At 66.7% G+C, this 21,316-nt stretch carries 21 protein-coding genes and 1 other RNA gene; 8 read left to right on the forward strand and 14 right to left on the reverse strand.

The genetic code is table 11. The features are described from left to right. Nucleotides 1–18 precede the first annotated feature (18 nt). Nucleotides 19–388: a transfer-messenger RNA gene (ssrA, locus tag NRB20_RS29150) on the reverse strand. Between the two features lie 205 nt (nucleotides 389–593). Here ssrA and NRB20_RS29155 point away from each other — a divergent pair. The 3 genes from NRB20_RS29155 (at nucleotide 594) to NRB20_RS29165 (ending at nucleotide 3,283) form a co-directional block, all read left to right on the forward strand. Further along, nucleotides 594–2,015, forward strand: coding sequence for a WGR domain-containing protein (locus NRB20_RS29155; RefSeq protein WP_153414619.1), 1,422 nt, complete (start codon nucleotides 594–596; stop codon nucleotides 2,013–2,015). A 94-nt stretch (nucleotides 2,016–2,109) separates the two neighbouring features. After that, on the forward strand, nucleotides 2,110–2,553 hold the full coding sequence (locus NRB20_RS29160) for a nitroreductase/quinone reductase family protein (protein WP_153414620.1): 444 nt from the start codon (nucleotides 2,110–2,112) through the stop codon (nucleotides 2,551–2,553). 193 nt (nucleotides 2,554–2,746) lie between these two features. Continuing rightward, complete coding sequence (locus tag NRB20_RS29165; RefSeq protein ID WP_153414621.1) at nucleotides 2,747–3,283, forward strand: MarR family transcriptional regulator; 537 nt, start codon at nucleotides 2,747–2,749, stop codon at nucleotides 3,281–3,283. Nucleotides 3,284–3,398: 115 nt separating this feature from the next. Here NRB20_RS29165 and NRB20_RS29170 read toward each other — a convergent pair whose 3' ends face one another. The 3 genes from NRB20_RS29170 to NRB20_RS29180 form a co-directional block, all read right to left on the reverse strand. Further along, nucleotides 3,399–4,262, reverse strand: a complete 864-nt coding sequence (locus NRB20_RS29170; protein WP_194290043.1) for a DMT family transporter — start codon at nucleotides 4,260–4,262, stop codon at nucleotides 3,399–3,401. Then, nucleotides 4,259–4,732, reverse strand: a complete 474-nt coding sequence (smpB, locus tag NRB20_RS29175; protein ID WP_153414622.1) for an SsrA-binding protein SmpB — start codon at nucleotides 4,730–4,732, stop codon at nucleotides 4,259–4,261. Before smpB ends, NRB20_RS29170 begins: the two co-directional genes overlap by 4 nt. 175 nt (nucleotides 4,733–4,907) lie before the next feature. Continuing rightward, entirely contained in the window at nucleotides 4,908–5,960 is a 1,053-nt protein-coding gene (locus NRB20_RS29180) for a YeiH family protein (RefSeq protein ID WP_153414623.1), read from the reverse strand. 101 nt (nucleotides 5,961–6,061) lie between these two features. Here NRB20_RS29180 and NRB20_RS29185 point away from each other — a divergent pair, with 101 nt between their 5' ends. Continuing rightward, entirely contained in the window at nucleotides 6,062–6,991 is a 930-nt protein-coding gene (locus NRB20_RS29185; protein ID WP_153414624.1) for a LysR family transcriptional regulator, read from the forward strand. A gap of 122 nt (nucleotides 6,992–7,113) precedes the next feature. Here NRB20_RS29185 and NRB20_RS29190 read toward each other — a convergent pair whose 3' ends face one another. The 9 genes from NRB20_RS29190 to prfB form a co-directional block, all read right to left on the reverse strand. Continuing rightward, nucleotides 7,114–7,743, reverse strand: a complete 630-nt coding sequence (locus NRB20_RS29190; RefSeq protein ID WP_153414625.1) for a DUF4232 domain-containing protein — start codon at nucleotides 7,741–7,743, stop codon at nucleotides 7,114–7,116. A 120-nt stretch (nucleotides 7,744–7,863) separates the two neighbouring features. Next, on the reverse strand, nucleotides 7,864–8,106 hold the full coding sequence (locus NRB20_RS29195; RefSeq protein ID WP_153414626.1) for a hypothetical protein: 243 nt from the start codon (nucleotides 8,104–8,106) through the stop codon (nucleotides 7,864–7,866). 89 nt (nucleotides 8,107–8,195) lie between these two features. Beyond that, on the reverse strand, nucleotides 8,196–8,429 hold the full coding sequence (locus NRB20_RS29200; RefSeq protein WP_153414627.1) for a hypothetical protein: 234 nt from the start codon (nucleotides 8,427–8,429) through the stop codon (nucleotides 8,196–8,198). An 89-nt stretch (nucleotides 8,430–8,518) separates the two neighbouring features. Next, a complete protein-coding gene (gene recQ, locus NRB20_RS29205; protein WP_406603890.1) occupies nucleotides 8,519–11,008 on the reverse strand; it encodes a DNA helicase RecQ in 2,490 nt (829 codons plus the stop codon). A 150-nt stretch (nucleotides 11,009–11,158) separates the two neighbouring features. Beyond that, entirely contained in the window at nucleotides 11,159–12,064 is a 906-nt protein-coding gene (gene ftsX / locus NRB20_RS29210; protein WP_153414628.1) for a permease-like cell division protein FtsX, read from the reverse strand. Beyond that, a complete protein-coding gene (gene ftsE, locus NRB20_RS29215) occupies nucleotides 12,064–12,753 on the reverse strand; it encodes a cell division ATP-binding protein FtsE (RefSeq protein WP_319945538.1) in 690 nt (229 codons plus the stop codon). The genes ftsX and ftsE overlap by 1 nt, the downstream gene beginning before the upstream one ends. Before the next feature lie 75 nt (nucleotides 12,754–12,828). After that, nucleotides 12,829–12,987, reverse strand: a complete 159-nt coding sequence (locus tag NRB20_RS29220; RefSeq protein WP_153414630.1) for a hypothetical protein — start codon at nucleotides 12,985–12,987, stop codon at nucleotides 12,829–12,831. Next, nucleotides 12,974–13,834, reverse strand: coding sequence for a mechanosensitive ion channel family protein (locus NRB20_RS29225; protein WP_153414631.1), 861 nt, complete (start codon nucleotides 13,832–13,834; stop codon nucleotides 12,974–12,976). Before NRB20_RS29225 ends, NRB20_RS29220 begins: the two co-directional genes overlap by 14 nt. 149 nt (nucleotides 13,835–13,983) lie before the next feature. Next, nucleotides 13,984–15,102, reverse strand: a complete 1,119-nt coding sequence (prfB, locus tag NRB20_RS29230; protein ID WP_319945539.1) for a peptide chain release factor 2 — start codon at nucleotides 15,100–15,102, stop codon at nucleotides 13,984–13,986. A gap of 405 nt (nucleotides 15,103–15,507) precedes the next feature. On the opposite strand from prfB, the gene NRB20_RS29235 reads away from it, so the two are divergent. From NRB20_RS29235 to NRB20_RS29250, 4 genes are all read left to right on the forward strand, one after another. Continuing rightward, nucleotides 15,508–16,311: an SDR family oxidoreductase gene (locus NRB20_RS29235; RefSeq protein WP_319945540.1), complete on the forward strand. Its 804-nt coding sequence runs from the start codon at nucleotides 15,508–15,510 to the stop codon at nucleotides 16,309–16,311. A gap of 28 nt (nucleotides 16,312–16,339) precedes the next feature. After that, nucleotides 16,340–17,125 carry a histidinol-phosphatase gene (hisN, locus tag NRB20_RS29240; RefSeq protein WP_319945541.1) on the forward strand — a complete coding sequence of 262 codons (786 nt, stop codon included), beginning with the start codon at nucleotides 16,340–16,342 and terminating at the stop codon, nucleotides 17,123–17,125. Between the two features lie 356 nt (nucleotides 17,126–17,481). Then, nucleotides 17,482–18,873: an acyl-CoA dehydrogenase family protein gene (locus NRB20_RS29245; protein WP_406603889.1), complete on the forward strand. Its 1,392-nt coding sequence runs from the start codon at nucleotides 17,482–17,484 to the stop codon at nucleotides 18,871–18,873. A 66-nt stretch (nucleotides 18,874–18,939) separates the two neighbouring features. Next, nucleotides 18,940–20,181, forward strand: coding sequence for an acyl-CoA dehydrogenase family protein (locus NRB20_RS29250; RefSeq protein ID WP_153414633.1), 1,242 nt, complete (start codon nucleotides 18,940–18,942; stop codon nucleotides 20,179–20,181). A gap of 96 nt (nucleotides 20,182–20,277) precedes the next feature. Here NRB20_RS29250 and NRB20_RS29255 read toward each other — a convergent pair whose 3' ends face one another. Beyond that, complete coding sequence (locus tag NRB20_RS29255; protein ID WP_153414634.1) at nucleotides 20,278–20,529, reverse strand: hypothetical protein; 252 nt, start codon at nucleotides 20,527–20,529, stop codon at nucleotides 20,278–20,280. Nucleotides 20,530–21,316: the final 787 nt, after the last annotated feature.

A 21,316-nucleotide genomic window follows, 5' to 3' on the forward strand; every position in this document is an offset into this window, starting at 1 on the left:
GACCTGCGGGTTCTTGTTTGGTGGAGCTGCCGGGAATCGAACCCGGGTCCTCCGCCGCTTCTCCAGGGCTTCTCCGTGTGCAGTTCGCGCTGTCTCTACTTGGATCTCTCGGTCTTGCGAACGAGCCGAGATGACGATCCCAGTCGCTGTTGGTTGTCCCGTACTACTCCGCGACCGAGCAGGACGGTGAGCCTTCTAGCTGATGCCAGGGGCCGGGCCGAAGGCGAACCCGGGCTGACAGACACGCTCTACTGCTTAGGCAGCGAGAGCGTAGTCGCGCTGATTGGAATCGGCGCTTATAGGGTTGCAGCGACGCTTACGGTGGTCTCTTGCCTGCACCGACACGCTTCCCCTGAATCGACGCACGTAGTCGAAACCGTTCAGCCCCGTACTTCAATCCAGTTGCCCGGCTGGTGACCGGGCTGTTCATACTAACACCCTGCACGCCATGGTCATTCCCCCACGCCACTACGTCGACTCCGTCCTGGTCACGGGGCGTGCGGGCGGGCCCGGGAAGTCCGGCGCACGAAACTTGTCGGTGCCCCCTGCTAGCTTCTGCTTCGTACCGACGATTCGAAACATAAGGCGATGCAATGACTTTCGGGGGCACTACCTATCTCGAGCTGTCCGAGGCGAACGGCTCCGCGCACAAGTTCTACGAGGTCGCCGTGGCGGGCACCCAGGTCACGATCCGCTACGGGCGGATCGGGGATTCCGGTCAGAGCCAGGTGAGCACCTTCCCCACCGCGGAGAAAGCCCAGGCCGCGGCCGGTAAGAAGGTGGCCGAGAAGATGCGCAAGGGCTACGCGCCAGCGGTGCTGGGCGGGCGCGCCAAACGCCCGGTCACCCGGCGGGCGATCGCCAGCCAGCGTTCGACGGCCAAATCCGCTCCGGTGCTGTGGACCTTCGATTCGGGCGCCCCGGCCTACGGCATCTTCGTCGACGAGTCCCGATGCTGGGTGGGCAACGAGGCGGGCGATGTGTTCACGCTGACGCCCGAGGGCGCCACGCTCGGCCGGTTCCGGCTGCCGGATGCGGTGAAATGCATTGTCGCCGACGATTTCTGGATCTACGCGGGCTGCGACGACGGCCGCGTGTACGACCTGTCCGGCAAGGTGCCCCGCGCGGCCTACGACATCGCCTCCGATGTCGACATCTACTGGCTCGACATCCACGACGGCATCCTCGGCGTCGCCGACCGGCAGGGCGGTCTGACCGTGATCGACCACGAGGAGGAGTCGCTGTGGACCAGACGCAGCACCGGCGATTCCGGCTGGATGGTGCGCGTCGCGCCGGAGGGCGTCTACCACGGCCATTCGCGCGGCGTCACCGCCTACGATCTCGCCAGCGGCGAATCTCGCTGGCATGTGCGTACCGGCCCCGTGCTGTTCGGCTGGCAGGAGGCCACGTCGGTCTACGCCGGAACCAGCGCCAACGAGGTGCGCATGATCGCCAAGGACAGGCGATTCGAGCGCACGTACCGGTGCGATGCGCCCGTATTCTCCTGTGCCACATCGCCGGACGGCCACTACGTCTTCGCGGGTGACAATCACTCCTCGGTCTACTGCTTCGAAGCAACCGGCCGCCGCCTGTGGAAACTCGCCACCGGCTGCGGTTCGGCGTTCTCGATGCAGTACCACGCCGACCGGCTGTACCTGGTCACCACCAACGGCACCCTGGCCTGCCTGGATGTCAGCGAATCCGGCGTGCGCGACGCCGAACAGGGCGTACTGCCGCAGACACTGTCGGTGAAGGCTCCCGAGATCGCAGCGGTCACCCCCAGCGCCACCGTGGAGGTGACGGCAGACCCCGGCACGGGCATCGTGGTCGAGTGCGTGCGCGAGAGCGGCAAACTGCGCGTTCACATCACCTCACCCGGCTACGAGAATTCGTGGAATGTCCAGTTCCCCAAGGAGATTCGCGAGTTCGGCGCGCGATACGTCGTCGACGCGGTCAGCGAGTCGGCGCGCGGCGGCTTCTACCGCGTCCGGGGCGACATCCGCAGACTGAACTGATCGGTCGAGAACCGCGGCGAAACTACGACCATCGCCAGAAACTACGAGATCAATACTATATGACTTTCATATCACTAGGCGTACGATCGATCGCATGGATGCAGACAGATACCGCCGCACGACCAACACCATCAACAAGGTCATCACCAGGTTGCAGCGCCTGGGGATCGCCTTCGGGCCGATGCAACTGCTGACCGTGACGGGTCGGCGCAGCGGCCGCTTGCTCACCTTCCCGATCGCGGTGAACGAACTGGACGGAGGCCGGTACATCTTCCAGGCATTCCCGAAAGCCGCCTGGGTCGCCAACGTGCGCGCCGCCGACACGGTCACCCTGACTCGCGGACGCAAATCCACCACGGCCCGACTGGTCGAACTGCCCGTCGAACAACGCGGCCCGGTCCTGCGGGATCTGGTCGCCACCAGCCCGTCCAGCGTCGGCACCCGATTCGTCACCACGGGCCTGGCGGAGGAGTCGACACCCGACGGAGTCGCGGCGGCAGCAGCACGAATAGCGGTGTTCCGCGTCGAACCGGCCTGATCCGGCCGGTCCCACGCGAGTGGGCAATGCCTCGGCTCCCCGCGCACCCGGCCTGGGGCGCTGATACCGCCGACTCCATCCCGGGTGAGCCGACGTGACACCTCGGCTCACACCGCGATCACCGCCGACCCGATCAGCGCGACGCACCCGCGATACCGTATGAGTCTCATACGATCCGACGTGAGGACGGCAGATGCGCGAGGCGAACCCGGGGTCGAGGGGATCCGGAACCGAGCAACCGGATGGCCCGGACGCCGATCGGACCGCGACGCGACAACACCGTCAACTCACCGTCGCGGTCCGGGACGCGTTGCGCGACCTGAACATTCAACTGTCCCTGCTCAACCGCCGCTTCGGCAACCGGGCCGAACTCCGCGACATCGATTGGACCTGCCTGGATCTGATCAACCGACACGGCCCACTGTCCCCCACCGCCCTGGGCAAGCTGGCCGGAGTGCACCCGGCCACCCTCACCGGAATCCTGGACCGCCTACAGAAGGCCGGCTGGATCGCACGCGACCGCGATCCGGATTCCGCCGACCGCCGCGCGGTCACACTCCGCCCGGTCCGCGACCGCAATCCCCAGCTGTACCAACTCTTCTCGGGCATGAACCAGCGCATGGACGAGATCTGCGCCGACTACACCGACGCCGAACTCGAGGTCATCGCCGACTTCCTGCGCCGCACCAGCGCCGCCGGTAACGAATCCGCGGAAGAACTCGCGCACTGACAGTCCCCGCGGCGTCACCGCGCTGCCAGGGCCACGACCTGTGCGATAGGAAGTCCGCGACCACGAGCGAACGCCGCGGCGTAGCCTTGCTCGCCGAGCAGTGCGCAAGCTTCGTTCATGCCGTGGCGATCAACGCGACGGACCCCAGTGCTAGCGCCATGCCGATCTTCTGCAACGGACCGGCCCGCTCACCGAGCAGCACCATCGCCAGCAGCACCGTCGCCGCCGGATACAGGGATCCGATCACGCTGATCAGGGAGAGCAGACCGGAGTGGAAGGCGTACTGCATGGCCACGTTGGCCACCACGTCCAGCACGCTCACGTAGCACGCCAACCGCAACGGCTCGCCGTGCGGCGCGCGGAACTGCCCGGCGACCAGCGCCACACCCCACACGACCAGCGTCGCGGCCACACGCGAGAGCAGCACCGGCCACACCCCCGACTCGGGCGTGGTCTCGTGCAAGCTGACGAAGGCGATCCCGAACGCCAGGCCCGAACCCACCGTCAACAGCGCGACCCGGCGATCGAAGCGCAACTCGCGGCCGCCGGTGATCTCCTCGGTCACCTCGTCGGGCGATTCCCGGCTGACCAGCATCACCGCGATCAACGCGCACCCGATCCCGACGTACGCGAGCGGACTCGACCGTTCCCCGAGCACCATCCCGATCACGACCGGAACGCCCGCGACCAGCACCGCCGTCAGCGGCGACACCACCGCCATCGGCCCGCTGGCCAGCGCCGCGTAGAACCACCACACCGCCAGCCCGCTCGCCACCCCCGAGACCACACCCCACAGCATCGAGCCCAGGTCGCAATGCCCGCCGACCAGCGGCGCGACGATCGCCAGAATCAACACCGAGAGCGGATAGGACACGATCACCACCCGCAGCGCGGCCACCCGGCGCGACGCGACCCCGCCCACGAAATCGCTCACGCCGTACCCGACCGCCGCCAGCAACGCCAGCAGAACTCCGATCAACGCATGCCCTTCACACGCCGACCGAGCTCTCGAGTCACCTCCCGCTCCATCGTGCGGCGGGCCAGATCCTGACGTTTGTCGTAGTCCTGCTTACCCTTGGCCAGGGCGAGTTCCACCTTGACCTTGCCGTCGGAGAAGTACATCGACAGCGGCACCAGGGTCTGATTGCTCTCCTTCACCTTGCCGGTGAGTTTGTCGATCTCCCGGCGGTGCATCAGCAGTTTGCGGGTGCGGCGCGGCGCGTGGTTCGTCCAGGTGCCGTGCCCGTATTCGGGAATGTGCAGCCCCCGCAGCCACACCTCACCGTCGTCGATGGTGGCGTACGCGTCCACCAGCGACGCCTTACCCTCGCGCAGGCTCTTGACCTCGGTACCCACCAGCGCGACCCCGGCCTCGTAGGTATCGAGGATCGCGTAGTTGTGCCGCGCCCGCCGATTGGTGGCGATGACCTTGCGCCCCTGCTCCTTCATGTACACCCTTCTAACACATCCGCCCTGGTGAGCGGCAATCGATTATCGCCGCCACCGGGACACTCACACCATCCGGCCTCGTTGGGGCCGCACCCCTTCCGGTGGATCAACAACGCGTCGCCGCGAAAACATCCTGGCGGGGCAAGCCTTGTCAGCGGCGGGAACCGGGTCGGCCCTACCCGGCGATCAACACCCCCGCGAACGCGATCGCACCCACCCAGACAGTGGACAGCACCGCCAGGATCAGGGGGCGAGCGCCGACCTTGACGAGGGTGGTGGCGCGGACGCCGCAGCCGAGGGCGAACATCGCGGCGGTCAGCAGGATCGTCTGCGTGGTCTCGGCGTTGTCGAGGATCACGTGCGGGAGCAGGCCCGAGGAGCGCAGCGCGACGCAGGCGAGGAAGGCCACGACGAACAGCGGGATGAGTGGCGGACGTTTCACCTCGGCGTTCGCGCCGAGCCGATTGCGTTGGCGCACACCGAGAATCAGCGTCACCGGGGCCAGCATCAGGACGCGGGCGAGTTTCACCACCACCGCGACGCCCAGCGCCGCACCACCGATCGCGCTCCCGGCCGCGACGACCTGCGCGACCTCGTGAATCGAACCACCCGCCCAGAGCCCGGCGCGCTCATCGGAGAGGCCGAACGCGTGCGACAGCAGCGGCACGACCGGAATCATCAGCGTGCCGAACAGGATGACCAGCGCGACCCCGGCGACCACCTCCTGTTCGTCGGCGTCGATGACACCGTCCACCGCGGCGACGGCGGCGGCGCCGCAGATGGAGAATCCGCAGGCGATCAGCAGGCGTTGCGTCCAGCCGATACCGAGCAGTTTTCCGGCGAACATGGTTCCGGTGATTCCCAGCGAAACTATCGCCACCACGACGATGATCATGTCCCAGCCGAGATCGATGATATTGCGGAGTACGAGTTGCAGACCGAGTAGCGCCACGCCGATGCGCAGCAGTCGCTTGGCGGAGAATTGCAGTCCCGGTTGAATGCGCTCGGGGATTCGGACCACGTTCGTCAGTACGGCACCGAGGATTATGGCGACCAGGAGCGGGCTGATGGTCGGCAGGAAGTAATTCACCGTCATCGATATCGCCGTGGCAATGGTGACCATCGACAATCCCGGCACCAGCGCCGATACCGCGATTCTCGGATGCGCCCGGTTCGCCGTCACATCTTTCTCGACAACTGCCACTTCCGTATTCAGCCGACTGCTCATGCTTTCACATTCGAGCATTTTCCCCGGATGCGGAAGCACCATTCTCTACATGAGGCCATATCAGATGGACATACCCCCTGACCGGGCGATATCGTGGACGCATGTCCAGGCGTCTTCCCGACTTCGGTGCGTTGGAGCTGCTGGTAGGGGTCGACGACTACGGGAGTTTGAGTGCCGCGGGGCGGCGGCTGGGGATTCCGCAACCCAATGCGAGCCGGGCGATCCAGCGGTTGGAGCGGCAGTTCGGCGTCCCGCTGTTGCAGCGCAGAACCAGCGGATCCACGTTGACGCCGCAGGGCACGGTCGTCGCGCACTGGGCGCGCATCGTCCTGGCCGATACCGATAAACTCCTCGACGTCGTGCAGGGCCTGCGCGTCGGGCATTCGGCGGAACTCACCGTCGGAGCGAGTATGACGGTGGCCGAACACCTGATGCCGCGCTGGCTCGGGCAATTACGCGGATTGCATCCGGAAATGACCGTTCATCTCGAGGTCTATAATTCCGCCACCGTATTCGAAAAAGTTCTGAACGGCGAATACACCATCGGCTTCGTGGAATCGCCGACCGTTCCGCAGGAATTGCACGGCATCGCGGTCGGGCGGGACGAACTCGTCGTCGTGGTGCATCCCGAACATCCGTGGGCCGGTGGGAAACATCCCATTCCGATCGCCGAATTGGCGAGCACACCGCTGGTGGTCCGAGAACCCGGATCCGGTATGCGAACCACCCTGGACATGGCATTACAGGAATACGATCGCGCCGAACCACTACTGGAACTGGGCAGTGCGGCGGCCATTCGCACCAGCGTGCTGGAGGGCGTCGGCCCGGCCGTGCTGAGCACATTGGCCGTGCGCGATCACATCGCCTCCGGCGCGCTGCGGACCGTCGACGTCGAGGGACTGGACCTCACCAGAATTCTGCGAGCGGTATGGCGATCACCCCGCAAACTCGACGGCCCCGCAGGCGAACTCGTGCAGCTCGCCTGCGGCGGATCCCGAAACGACAGTGCCGCAACGGGATCCGCGCGATAGCCCGATGAGGACCCGCCGGACGGGTTCGAGACCGGGTTCAGCGGACGGGTCCGAAACCTGGGTACAGCGGTCAGGCCCGAAGACGGATGCAGCAGCCAGGCCCACGACAGCTTCGACCGACGTCAGGCTCCGGCTTGGATCGGACCGATGTGGGCGGCGGCCGCACCGGACGCCTTGTCTGCGTTGTCGACCGGGCTGCTCGGAGTCCACGGGACCGAGAGTTGCGTGGTCTCGTTCGGGGGCGTGACCGAGACCGTCGTGGGGGTCCACAGGATTCGCCGTTCGCCCGGCGGAATGCTGCTCGACGGGTCGATGTAGTAGATGAGGCTGTGCGCGCTCGCGCCCGGGGCGACCGTCACCGGGGACGGATCGCCCACGCGCGGAAGGGAATACGTCGATCCGGGACCGACCAGGTCGACGCCCGGGAAGCCGGACAGCACACAGGCGTGCGTCGAGTGGTTGGTGAAGATGAGCGGCAGGTTGTAGTGCGTGCCGGCGGCACCGAGTTCACCCTGGACGTTCACCGGAACTTCCTGCGGGGTACCGAGCTTGGCCGCGAGGTCCGAGGTGTGGCAGGGCGAAGCGGTGTCCGATCCGCGCGCGGCCGAAGCTTGGGCGGATGTCGCCTGCTGCGCGGACGATGCCTGCGGTGTCGTCCCCGGCACCGCCGAATCGTTGCTCTGACACGCCGAGACCGACAGCGCGAGCCCAGCAGCGACAACAGCGATCCCCACCGAATTCCGGTATTTCACACACACTCCCGTTGATCCATCGATATACGAAAAAGACTCCGTCGACCTCGCACACCCGACGCTATCGGTTACCGGCGCGCAGTGCTGTATCGACCGGTCCCGAACCGGATTCCGACCCGATCAGCCGACGTGGACCTGGAGGTACAAGACCAGCAAGGCAATCCACAACACCAGCAGGACGACCGTCGAAACCCGGGGATGCCCCAGCCGACGGTAGGTGTGCGGGCGCAACCAGCCCGTGTCGACGATGCCATCGATCCCCCGCGCGCGGATTCCGCCGGGCTCGGGTGCGTCCGCCTGGTCCCGATCGGAACCGCCGGATTGCGAATCGCCGCCATCGGAGTGATGGTCGTGGTGAACCATGTCGGAACGCTATCCGGGTGTACCTGTGCGCGTGCGCAATTCGCGCGAATCGGAACCGGTTCGTGCGGCGAGGGCACATTTACGCCACCTCATACCGGACGTATCTCCAGATACAGGGCCAGCGCGGCGACCCAGACCGACATCAGCACCAGCGTGGACACCCGAGGCCGACCGAGCTGCTGCCGCCGAGGCCACAACCGACGGTGCCGGGTATGCCCCGGAACATCCGGATGCGGCTCGGCATCGGGCCCCGTCACCGTCAGGGTCGGCATCTCGACGGGGCCCGCGCCACCACCGATCACATCGTCGTTACCGAGCGTCATATCGAAAAGTTACCCACCTTCCGCCTCCCGATAAACGGATCGCCCCGCTCTCATTCCGCTACACCTGTGTACAGCGAACAGATCCACACTCAGTAAGCATCATCCGGCGGCGGCTCGAAATCCCAGTCCGGCGGCGGCTCCTGATCCCACCCCGACGCCTCGGCAACCACTTCCCGAGACACCTGCGCCCGACCCGCCCCCCGCCCCCGAGACCCCGCACCCCCATTCTCGGCACGCCCACTCCCCCCACGCCCGGCCTCAGCGCGCCGGGTCTCGACACCAGCTCCCGCCCGCCCACTCCCAACACGCGCGCTCCCAGCCGGATCCTCCGTTCCCGCGCCTTCCCCGCGCCCGCCCTCAGCACGACCGCTCCCAAGACGATCGGCCTCCGCACGACCGCCCCCAGCACGACCAGCCGCAGCATGACCACTCCCAGCACGACCAGTTTCGGCACGTCCGGCCTCAGCACGACCGCTTACGTCGCTACCGCTCCCAGCACGGCTCCCCTCCCCACCGCCGCTCCCAGCACGCCCGGCTCCCGCACGGCTGCTCACATCACCGCCGCTCCCAGCCTGCCCAGCTTCCGCACGCGCAGCCCCGGCATCCGCACCCCCGGCCTGTCCACTCTCAACACGACCGCTCTCGAAGCGCGTGTTCGAACCACCGCGAGACCGCCCGGAACCGACATCCCCCGACGCCGCGGAACCACCCGACTCGCCCGAATCCCCTTCCCCCGCAACCGTTTCCAAAACACCCTCACCATATTTGGCGAGCTTGTTCTCCCCGATACCGCTGATCTCCCCCAACTGCGCCAGGCTCGTCGGCCGACGTGCGGCGATCTCGCGCAACGTCGCGTCATGGAAGACCACGTACGCCGGAACGCCCTGCTCTTTCGCCGTAGCGCCACGCCAGGCCCGCAGTCGCTCGAACAGCCCCGAATCACCCGGGGCCAGATCCACGGCGGGGCGAGATGTCTTGGCGCGCGGCGCTTTCGCCGGTTTGACCCGTTCGGGCTCCCGCCGCAGCGCGACCTGACGCCCCTTGAACAGCACCTCCTCGCTGGCCTCGGTGAGCACCAGCACGCCGTAGTCGCCGTGCACCGCCAGCAGCCCCTGTGCCAGCAACTGCCGCACCGCGCCGCGCCATTCGACATCGCGCAGCTCCGCGCCGACGCCGAACACCTTCAGCTCATTGTGCTTGTGCTGCAACACTTTCGGATTGGACTTGCCGACCAGGATGTCGACGATGTGTCCGGCCCCGAAGCTCTGCCCGCGCTCACGCTTCAACCGCAGCACCGTGGAGAGCACCTTCTGCGCGGCGACCGTGCCGTCCCAGGATTCGGGCGGGGTCAGGCAGGTGTCGCAGTTGCCGCAGGGCTCGCCGCTCTGGCCGAAATAGGCCAGCAGCTGGGTGCGGCGGCACTGCACCGTCTCGCACAGCGCCAACATCGCGTCCAGATGCAGTTGCAACTGGCGGCGGTGCGCGGCGTCGCCCTCGGAGGAGTCGATCATCTTGCGCTGCTGCACGACGTCGTTGAGGCCGTACACCATCCAGGCGGTGGACGGTTGCCCGTCACGACCGGCGCGACCGGTCTCCTGGTAGTAGCCCTCCACCGATTTGGGCAGGTCGAGATGGGCGACGAACCGCACATCGGGCTTGTCGATACCCATGCCGAACGCGATCGTCGCCACCACGACCAACCCGTCCTCCCGCAGGAACCGCGACTGGTTCGCCGCGCGGGTGCGGGCATCGAGCCCGGCGTGATACGGCACTGCCTCGATGCCGTTGCGGGTCAGGAATTCGGCCGTCTTCTCCACCGAATTGCGCGAGAGGCAGTAGACGATCCCCGCGTCACCGGCGTGTTCGGAGCTGATGAAGCTCAGCAGCTGCTGATCGGCCCGGTTCTTCGGCTCGATCCGGTACTGGATATTGGGCCGGTCGAAGCCCGCGACGAAATGTCTCGCACCCGTCAGATCCAGGCGTTCGGCGATCTCGCGGCGGGTGGCCTCGGTGGCGGTGGCGGTCAGCGCGATGCGCGGCACATCGGGCCAACGCTCGTGCAGCACCGACAACGCCAGATAGTCGGGCCGGAAATCGTGACCCCACTGCGAGACGCAGTGCGCCTCGTCGATCGCGAACACCGACACCGTGGCCTTGTCCAGCAGTTGCAGCGTGGATTCCAGCCGCAACCGCTCGGGCGCGAGGTAGAGCACGTCGAGTTCGCCGACGACGAACTGCTGCTCCATGGTCCGGCGCTCATCGGGGAACTGGGTGGAGTTCAGGAATCCCGCACGCACGCCGAGGGCATTGAGCGCGTCGACCTGATCCTGCATGAGCGCGATGAGGGGCGAGATCACCACGCCGACACCGGAACGCACCAGCGCGGGGATCTGATAGCACAGCGATTTACCGCCACCGGTCGGCATCAGCACCAGTGCGTCGCCACCCTCGATCACCTGGGTGACGATCTCGTGCTGTAACCCACGGAAGCTGTCGTAGCCGAATACGCGCCGCAGAACCTGTTGCGCCGCATCGGGTTCGGCCCCCGTGCCGGACCGATCGATCAGCGAACCGGCCACCGTCTCGAGCGTCTCCTGCGAACTCACCCTCGACATCCTACGGATGCTCACCGACCGCGCCAGTGCTCTCCCGCAGCCGCACCCATTACATACACAACGCACCCGCTCCGGCGTTCGGAACGGGTGCGTGAATGTGCAAGGGGTGCGGAATTATTCGCGAACGTAGTACCGCAACGTCCCGTACGCCGTCGCCGCCGCGAACACGATGCCCACCGGAACGATCGTCATCGCGACCAGCACCACGTCGTCACTGGTGATCCGCGGGAACACCTTCGATTCGAACAGCGACCCCAGCGCCTGATCGATCACCAGCGGCCGCGCCGCCAGCAGCCCGAGCACCGCCAGCACCGAGCCGACCACCGCCGCGGCCACCGCCTCGAGCAGGAACGGCAACTGCGTGTACCAGCGGCTCGCGCCGACCAGCCGCATGATGCCGACCTCCTCGCGCCGGGTGAACGCCGCGATCTGCACCATGTTCGCGATCAGCAGGATCGCCGCGAACGCCTGCAACACCGCCAGCCCGAACGCCGCGTTGCGCAACCCGTCGAACAGGCTGACCAGCCGGTCGACCACATCCTTGTCGTTGCGCACGAACTTCACCCCGGGCCGGGCCTGGAACTTCTGCAGGATGCTCGGATACGCGTCGGCGTCGGTCATCTTGATCCGCAACGAGGCCGGCAGCGGCGACTGCGCGACGTAAGCGGCCAGCTCCGGCTGATCCTTGAAGGTCTTCTCCTTCGCCTCCCGGATCGCGTCCGCGCGGCTCAGATACTGCACCGACACCACGCCCTCGGTGCTCTTCACATCCGCCAGCAGCGTCTTGCACGGATCCTTCGAGCAGTCCACATCGGTCGCCGACACCGTGTCGTCCAGGTACAGCCGCACCTCGAGCCGGTCCAGGAAGTACTGCTGGGTCTTGTCGGCCATCTTCACCGCGAGCAGACCGCCACCGAGCATGGTCAGCGAGACCGCGGTGGTCAGGATCATCGCGATCGTCATGGTGACGTTGCGGCGCAGGCCGTTGAGGACCTCGCTGAGCAGGAACGCGCCGCGCATTACCGGCCCACCCCGTACACACCGGTCGCCTCGTCGCGAACCAGGCGGCCGCGATCGAGCTCCACCACGCGCCGCCGCATCGCGTCCACGATGTGGTTGTCGTGCGTGGCCATCAGCACCGTGGTGCCCACGCGGTTGATCCTCTCGAGCAGGGTCATGATGTCCTGACTGGTATCGGGGTCCAGGTTGCCGGTGGGCTCGTCGGCCAGCAGCACCAGCGGCCGGTTCACGAACGCCCGCGCGATCGCGACGCGCTGCTGCTCACCGCCGGACAGCTCGCTGGGCAACCGGTCCGCCTTACCGGACAGGCCGACCAGGTCCAGCGCCTCGGGCACCGCGCGATTGATGAACTTGCGATTCTTGCCGATCACCTCGAGCGCGAAGGCCACGTTCTGCTCCACGGTCTTCTGCTGCAACAGCCGGAAGTCCTGGAACACGCAGCCGATCCGCTGCCGCAGCTTGGGCACCTTGCGCCCGGCCAGGCGGTCCACCCGGAAGTCCGCGACGTGCACCTCGCCCGTGGTGGGGCGCTCCTCCTTGAGCAGCAGTCGCATGAACGTCGACTTACCCGATCCGGACGGTCCGATGATGAACAGGAACTCGCCCTTTTCCACCTCGACCGAAACATTGTCCAACGCCGGACGGGTCGAGGTTTTGTACGACTTGGTGACGTTCCGCAGGGTGATCACGAGGTGCCAGTGTAGCCAGCAATGCAAGCGCTCTCCGCAGCACATACCCGGTAATTGCCGGGTGGCACATTCGGGTCACTTGGTCTGCGCGGATGAAATCATCGATTTCGGAATAGTATTGGCGATCGGTGTGAACCCGCTGTGATCCGGCGTAGCGGGCTTGACGAATACGTACAAAACGAACGTGGCGATCCAGACGGCCACCAGGGCCGCGGTGGATTTACGCAGTTTCACTCATGCCCTCCCGGCGCAACGCCGCAGCCACCCGCACCCGGAGCTCGCGGCCGACTTCGAACTGTTTGCCCGGCAGCGTCCGGGCAACCATGCGGATGTTCATCTGGTCGACGGTCAGATCCTCGAGACCCATCACCGTCGGCTCGTCCAGCAGTAGCGATTTGAGTTTCCGATCGGCGAACGCCTTCGCGCCGACGTCGTGCAGGATCTCGTTGACCCGGGTGATGTCCGAGCTCGCCGGCACCGGCACGTCGATCGCCGCGCGCGCCCAATCCTTCGACAGATTCGTGACTTTCACGATCTGACCGTTCGGCACGATGATCACCTCACCGTCCGGGTTGCGCAGCGTGGTGATCCGCAACGTGATGTCCTCGACGGTCCCCTCGGCCGCGACCGCCTGACCGGTGACAGCGATGCTCACCACATCGCCGAATCCGTACTGCCGCTCGGTGATCAGGAAGAATCCGGCCAGCAGATCCTGCACGATGCGTTGCGCGCCGAAACCGAGCGCGGCGCCGATCACCGCGGCCGGGGCGACCAGGCCGCCGAGCGGAAAGCCCAAGCGCTGCAACACTTCCAACGCCACCAGGAAGTAGACGATGGACAGCAGCACCCAGGTGACCACCTGCGCCAGCGCGTGCCGATGCTTGGCCGCCTCGGAGCGGACCAGCGAATCGCTGCCCACGAAACCGGCGTCGATCCGGCGGATGATCCGATCCCGGATGAACTGGGCGAACCGGCCGAACAGCATCGCGCCGATCACGAAGAGCACGATCTCCAGGCCGCCCGAACGCGCCCAGGAGCCCAGTCCGGCCAGGGTGGAACCGGCGGCGAGATTCGCGGTCATCCCCTCACCTCTGCCGACCTCGGCCCACGCCCGTCAGAATCTGCCATGCTGCCACCCGAACACACGTCCAACAGGCTACTACGCCGCGCGCGCCGACCGAAACGTCGTGATTGCGTCGTGATTGGCGTCATCGGGCAGCAAACCGCGGATTACTCGTCCGCCACCTGGCGCATCCGCCAGCGGATTCCCTCTTCGATGAAGCCGTCGATCTCACCGTCGAGTACCGCTGTCGGATTGTTCACCTCGTAATTGGTGCGCAGATCCTTGACCATCTGATAGGGGTGCAGCACGTACGAACGCATCTGGTTACCCCAGGACGCGCCCTCGGTGGTCTTGAGCGCGTCCATCTGGGCGCGTTCCTCCTGCCGCTTGCGCTCGAGGAGTTTGGCCTGGAGCACGCGCATCGCCGAAATCTTGTTCTGCAACTGCGATTTCTCGTTCTGACAGGTGACCACGATGCCGGTCGGGATGTGCGTGATGCGGACCGCGGAGTCGGTGGTGTTGACGCTCTGTCCACCCGGACCCGAGGAGCGGTACACGTCGACGCGGATGTCGCCCTCGGGAATCTCGATGTGGTCGGTGGTCTCGACGACGGGCAGCACCTCGACCTCGGCGAAGGAGGTCTGCCGACGGCCCTGGTTGTCGAACGGGCTGATCCGCACCAGCCGGTGCGTGCCCATCTCCACCGACAGCGTGCCGTAGGCGTACGGGGTCTTGACCGCGAAGGTCGCGCTCTTGATCCCGGCCTCTTCCGCGTAGGAGGTGTCGTAGATCTCGACGCCGTACTTGTGCCGCTCGGCCCAGCGGACGTACATGCGCATCAGCATCTGCGCCCAGTCCGCGGCGTCGACGCCACCGGCGCCGGAACGGATGTTGACCAGTGCCTCGCGCTTGTCGTATTCACCCGACAGCAGCGTGCGCACCTCCATCGCCTCGACATCGGCGTGCAGGGCGGCGCGTTCGGCGTCGGCGTCGGCGAGGGCCTCGGTGGCCGCGGCGCCCTCTTCCGCCTCGGCGAGTTCGTACAGCACCGGCAGGTCGTCCAGGCGCTGGCGCAGGTCGCTGACCCGGCGCAGTTCGCCCTGGGCGTGCGAGAGCTCGCTGGTGACCTGCTGCGCGTGCTCCTGGTCGTTCCACAGGTCCGGATCGGCGGCCTGGTGTTCGAGCTCATCGATGCGACGGCGCAACTCGTCGATGTCGAGCACGGACTCGACCGTCTTGAGAGTCGTGTCGAGTTCGGCGAGATCAGCGGTGACGTCGGGATGCACGATGTCCCAATCTACCGTCCGCGCTCGGCACGGTGAAATACGACGTCGGCGCGGCCGTAGCGGGCGGGTGCGCGGGCCGCGCGCCGATCGGACGGGGCGGGCCGGACGCCGTGCGAATCAGTCCCGGGGACAACGTATTCCGTTGGCCGTGCCGGTCCCGCTCACCGGGATCCATCGGTCCGCGGCGGTTGTAGCCTCGCAGGCTGTAGTCCGAGATCGACATCGACGAGGAGGTCGTATGGGAGCGATGGGCACGGCTGTGCGCATATTCGGTGGCGGCGCGGCGCATCGGTCGTCGGCATCGTCCGGGCATCGGCGGCGCGACGGAGTCCGGCGGCGGCGAGGTGCGATCGTGAACGCGGCGGCGCGGCGCGTGTCGAAGTCCGTTCCCGGGGCGGTGTGGTCGTGAGTGTTCTGGCTGTGACCGGCAGTGCGTCGGGTATCGGTGCGGCGGTTCGCGCGCATCTGGAGAAGGCCGGGCATCGGGTGATCGGTGTGGATCTGCGCGACGCCGATGTCACCGCGGATCTGTCCACCGCCGACGGCCGGGCCCACGCGATCGCGGAGATCACGCGGTTGAGTGAGGGCACGCTCGACGGCTTCCTGCCGTTCGCCGGCGTTGCCGCGGCGACCGGGCGTCCGGGTGATCTGCTCGTCTCGGTCAACTACTTCGGTGCGATCGCCGTACTCGAGGGCATCCTGCCGCTGCTGCGTAATTCCGAGTCGGCGTCCGTCGTGCTGGTGTCGTCGAATTCCACGACGACGCAACCGAATTGGCCGGTCGATCTGGCCGAGGCGTGCCTGGCCGGCGACGAGGCGCGGGCCCGCGAGATCGCGAACTCCTTCGGCGAATGGGGTGCGATCCAGGCGTATCCGGCCACCAAGGCGGCACTGGCCTGGTACGCGCGGACGCGGTCGGCGGAGTTGATCAAGGACGGCATCCGGATCAACGCCATCGCGCCCGGCATCATCGACACCCCGATGACGCAGGAGGGCAGTACCGATCCGCTGACCGGCGCGGGGATGAAAGGCTTCCTGGACCAGACGCCGATCGGCCGCGCCGGACGTCCGGAGGAGATCGCCGAACTGGCCGGATTCCTGATCTCGGACAGGGCCTCGTTCTTCGTCGGCTCGGTGATCTTCTGCGACGGCGGCATCGACGCGGCGTTCCGGGGTAAGGACTGGCCCGCGGTGTGGAGCTTCGAGTAGCCCGCGGCGTCCCCGGTAACCTGGGTCCGTGACCGACCACACCGCCGATCTGGACCTTGCCCTGCGTCTCGCCGAGGAGGCCGACGCGATCACCCGCGATCGGTTCGGGGCGTTGGACCTGCGGGTCGACAGCAAGCCCGATCTGACGCCGGTCTCCGATGCCGACCTGGCCGTGGAGAAGGCGTTGCGGGCGACGCTGGGCCGGTACTGCCCGACGGACGCGGTGCTGGGCGAGGAGTTCGGCGGCAGTGCCGAATTCTCCGGTCGCCAGTGGGTGATCGACCCGATCGACGGCACCAAGAATTTCGTGCGCGGCGTCCCGGTGTGGGCGACGCTGATCGCGCTGCTCGAGGACGGCGTTCCGGTGGTGGGCGTCGTCAGCGCGCCCGCACTGTTCCGGCGCTGGTGGGCAGCCACCGGCTCCGGCGCCTGGACGAGCGTGAATTTCGGTGAGCCGCAGGCGATCTCGGTATCCGAGGTGGCCGAACTGAGCGCCGCCAGCCTGGCCATCTCCAGCCTGTCCGGCTGGCGCGATCTGGGCCTGCGCGACCAGCTCGTCGCCCTCACCGACGAGGTCTGGCGCACCCGCGGCTACGGCGACTTCTACAGCTACTGCCTGCTGGCCGAGGGCGCGGTCGACATCGCCACCGAACCGGAGGTCTCCCTATGGGACCTGGCCCCCCTGGACGTCCTCGTCCGCGAAGCCGGCGGCACCTTCACCGCCCTGAACGGCACCCCCGGCCCCCACACCGGCAGCGCCGTAGCCACCAACACCCTCCTCCACGACCAGGTCCTCACCCGCCTGAAGAAGTGAGATCTCGCCTGGGACAGCGGTATTCGGCTTTCCCGGGCTCCCATACCCGCCTTCGGCACCAGGAATCGACGGCTGTCGAAATCGATGCTGTTCGACCATCATGTGTATCCGATGCGGCAGTTGCTGCCCGGGCGCACGCGCCTCCATGCGGGTCACCCGTACCCAGAAATCACTTCGTCGAAACGGGATCGGATCCGGCGGAAAACTGGCGACGGACCGCCTCGGACCAGGGCGTTCCGATGGGGCCGATGGGGAATTTGCTCCCGGTTGGCGGCTTTCTTACTCTGGAGTAAGATAGACTTACTCTCAAGTAAGAAGCTGGGACCACCCGATCACCCCACACCCCGAGAAGACTGGTGATTATGAGCACTCGAGACACCGCAGCGACGCGACGTCCGGATTCCGCTGTCGGCCTGAATCCGGTCAAGCGCGACTGGATGGGTACCGCCATGCGGGTCATGACGACCATCACGGGCTCGGAACTGGCCGAGAAGTACAACCTGCGCAAGCCCATCGAGCGAATCACCTACGAGGGCACCAGGACCGGGTTCCGCACCCTGGGCGCGGCCACCCGCGCGTTCGGCAAGGTCGCCGGTGGGGGCAAGCCGAAACGCCTGCCCGCCAACGAGTCCCGGCACAAGGACTACTTCGACCTCACCCCGTCCGACGAGCAGCAGATGATCGTCGAGACGGTGCGCGACTTCGCCGGGGAGATCCTGCGCCCGGCCGCCCACGACGCCGACGGCGCGGCCAAGGCCCCGCAGGATCTGCTCGAGCGCGCCGCCGAACTCGGCATCACCCTGATCAACGTGCCCGAGGAGCTCGACGGCGCGGCCAGCGAACGCGGTGCGGTCACCAATTCCCTTGTCGCGGAGGCACTCGCGCACGGCGACATGGGTCTGGCGCTGCCGATCCTGGCCCCCTCGGGTGTGGCGGTCACGCTGTCCCAGTGGGGTACCGACGCGCAGCAGAAGACCTATCTGGGCGCGTTCACCGGTGAGAACGTCCCGCAGTCCTCGGTGGTGATCAGCGAGCCGCGCGCGCTGTTCGATCCGTTCGCGTTGTCCACCAAGGCAACTCGCTCGCCCAGCGGCTTCCGGCTCAACGGCGTCAAGAGCCTGGTCCCGGCCGCCGGTGACGCCGAGCTGTTCATCGTCGGCGCCGAACTCGACGGCCGCCCAGCGCTTTTCGTGGTCGAATCGAACACCCCGGGTGTGGTGGTCGAGGCCGATCCGAGCATGGGTCTGCGGGCCGCGGGTCTGGGTCGGCTGATCCTGGACAACGTCCCGGTCGCCACCGACGCGTTGCTCGGTGACGGCGACACCGCCCAGCACGCCGAGGACTACGCCGACGCGGTGCGCCTGGCCCGGCTGGGTTGGGCCTCGCTGGCGGCGGGAACCGCCGGCGCCGTGCTGGATTACGTCAAGCCGTATGTGAAGGAGCGCGAGGCGTTCGGCGAGCCGATCGCGCATCGCCAGGCCGTCGCCTTCATGGTCGCCAACATCGCCATCGAGCTGGACGGCATCCGCCTGGTCACGCTGCGTGGCGCCTCCCGCGCCGAGCAGGGCCTGTCCTTCGCCCGCGAGGCCGCCCTGGCCAAGAAGCTGGCCACCGACAAGGGCATGCAGATCGGCCTGGACGGTGTGCAGCTGCTCGGCGGCCACGGATTCACCAAGGAGCACCCGGTCGAGCGCTGGTACCGCGATCTGCGCGCCATCGGCATCGCCGAGGGCGTCGTGCTGGTCTGACAATCCCGAACCAACCGGTGTCGCGCGGGTAGTCCCGCGACCCATCCCCTCGATGGAGCCGAACCCATGATCAATCTCGAACTTCCGAAGAAGCTGCGGGCCAGCGCGAATCAGGCCCACCAGGTCGCCGCGGAGATCTTCCGCCCGGCCTCGCGCAAATACGATCTGGCCGAACACGAGTACCCGGTCGAGCTGGACACCATGGCCGCCATGGTGGAGGGCCTGGCCGACTCCGGCACGCAGGACATCTCCGGCGCGACCGGCGGCCGCAAAACCGAGGGCAAGACCGAGGGCGAGGACAAGGTCCACGCCACCGAGCTGCTCGGAAACTCCAACGGCGGCAACATGTCCGCGCTGCTGAACGCCCTCGAGACCTCGTGGGGCGACGTCGGGCTGATGCTCTCGATCCCGTATCAGGGCCTGGGCAACGCCGCCATCGCCGCGGTCGCCACCGACGAGCAGTTGGAGCGTTTCGGCAAGGTGTGGGCCGCGATGGCCATCACCGAACCCTCCTTCGGCTCCGACTCGGCCGCGGTGACCACCACGGCCACCCTCGACGGCGACGAGTGGGTCCTCAACGGCACCAAGATCTTCGTCACCGCGGGCTCGCGCGCCACCCACATCGTGGTGTGGGCCTCGGTCGACAAGAGCAAGGGCCGCGCGGCCATCAAATCCTTCGTCGTGCCGCGCGACGCCCCCGGCCTGACCGTGGCGCGCCTCGAGCACAAGCTCGGCATCAAGGCGTCGGACACCGCCGAGTTGCGGCTCGAGGACTGCCGGATCCCGAAGGACAACATCCTGGGCAGTCCGGAAGTCAACGTGGAGAAGGGTTTTGCCGGGGTCATGCAGACCTTCGACAACACCCGCCCACTGGTCGCCGCGATGGCCATCGGCGTCGGCCGCGCCGCCCTCGAGGAACTGCGCACCATCCTCACCGAGGCCGGCGTCGCGATCTCCTACGACACCCCCGCCATGAACCAGCACGCCGCCGCCGCGGAATTCCTTCGCCTGGAAGCGGATTGGGAAGCCGCCTACCTGCTCGCCCTGCGCGCAGGCTGGATGGCCGACAACAAGAAGCCCAACTCCCTCGAGGCCTCCATGTCCAAGGCCAAAGCGGGCCGCATGGGCACCGACGTCACCCTCAAGGCCGTCGAATTGGCCGGCGCCCTCGGCTATTCCGAGCGCACCCTCCTCGAGAAGTGGAGCCGCGACTCGAAGATCCTGGACATCTTCGAAGGCACCCAACAGATCCAGCAACTCATCGTCGCTCGGCGAGTGTTGGAACTCTCCAGCACTGAGCTGAAATAGGCTGTCGCGCAATGAAAGCCGGTGCAAGCCCACCCTGCGGCCTGCACCGGCTTTCACTTTGATCAGCACCAATCCGCTTGTCGCGCGGGTCGCAGATCACTCCGGCGTGTACTCGCCGTACCCGTTCAGCTTCGGATACGTCACAGCCGTGATCTCGTGCGTCGCATCCATGAGCGCCCGGATGACCGGATGTTCCGGGCCGAGATACGGATTCACGCTCTCGGCCATCTTCTGAAGCTGGTCCCGAAGCGGATCGGAGAAGTCACGCGGGAGCTTGCCCGGGAATTCCGGCGGACTCTTCGGATCTATCGGATACTGCACCGGCTCGATCGGCTCATCATCGAACATGCTGCCCTCTCAGAATCGGGGGTTACACACGGACGTCGGTACATCCACACTTCCAGATCGGCTGCCCCAGTGGAACTCGTGACCTTGGATGCCGCCCCGGATCGAGACAGCGATCCGCCATGTGCCGGCGTAGCAGGCCGCCGACACCTTGTAGTGCCGTCTCCCGGTCCCCCACGAGCCGGGAATGGTCGAGTCCGGCTGGGATACCGACGCAACTTCCCACCGGCCCGAGTCCTGCCATTCCAGCGCGAGAGTAACTACGTGACGGTCCGGCGGCACGTCGCACGCCGCAACCCCTTCGCCGATGATCCGAGGTGAGAACACCGAGGGCGTACTCGGACTGAATTCGAAGTCGCAGTCTTTGGCTGCATGCGCCGGACAAGCGCCGACCGTGAGCGCTGGACTCACTCCGACGAGTGCTGCGACGAGAAGCGGGATGATTCGCGTATTCACTTGTCCCCCTTGATATTTCGATTACCTAGTTGGCTGAACACTCTCACCCCCGATGAGGCCAGAGCAGCAAAGCGAAGAACGCCGCCAACGGCACACCGAAGGCCAGGCACAGCCCCATCACGCGGTCACCGGATGGCGTCGATCAACCACGTAATACCTTGTGCCACTGTGTTGTTCGTGTCCATACGCGGTCATCTCGAACCCCCTGTAGTAGGTCGATGGAAAGCAACCCGGGGCCGAGCCTCTCCTCACCGGCCCCGGGCGCTGGTTCGAAGCTACGAAGCACCACCCCGGGCGGTCTACAAACTTGCCACTACTTGCCAATACTGGTCTT

It is taken from the genome of Nocardia macrotermitis (genome assembly GCF_009604405.1).
Lineage (GTDB): Bacteria > Actinomycetota > Actinomycetes > Mycobacteriales > Mycobacteriaceae > Nocardia > Nocardia macrotermitis.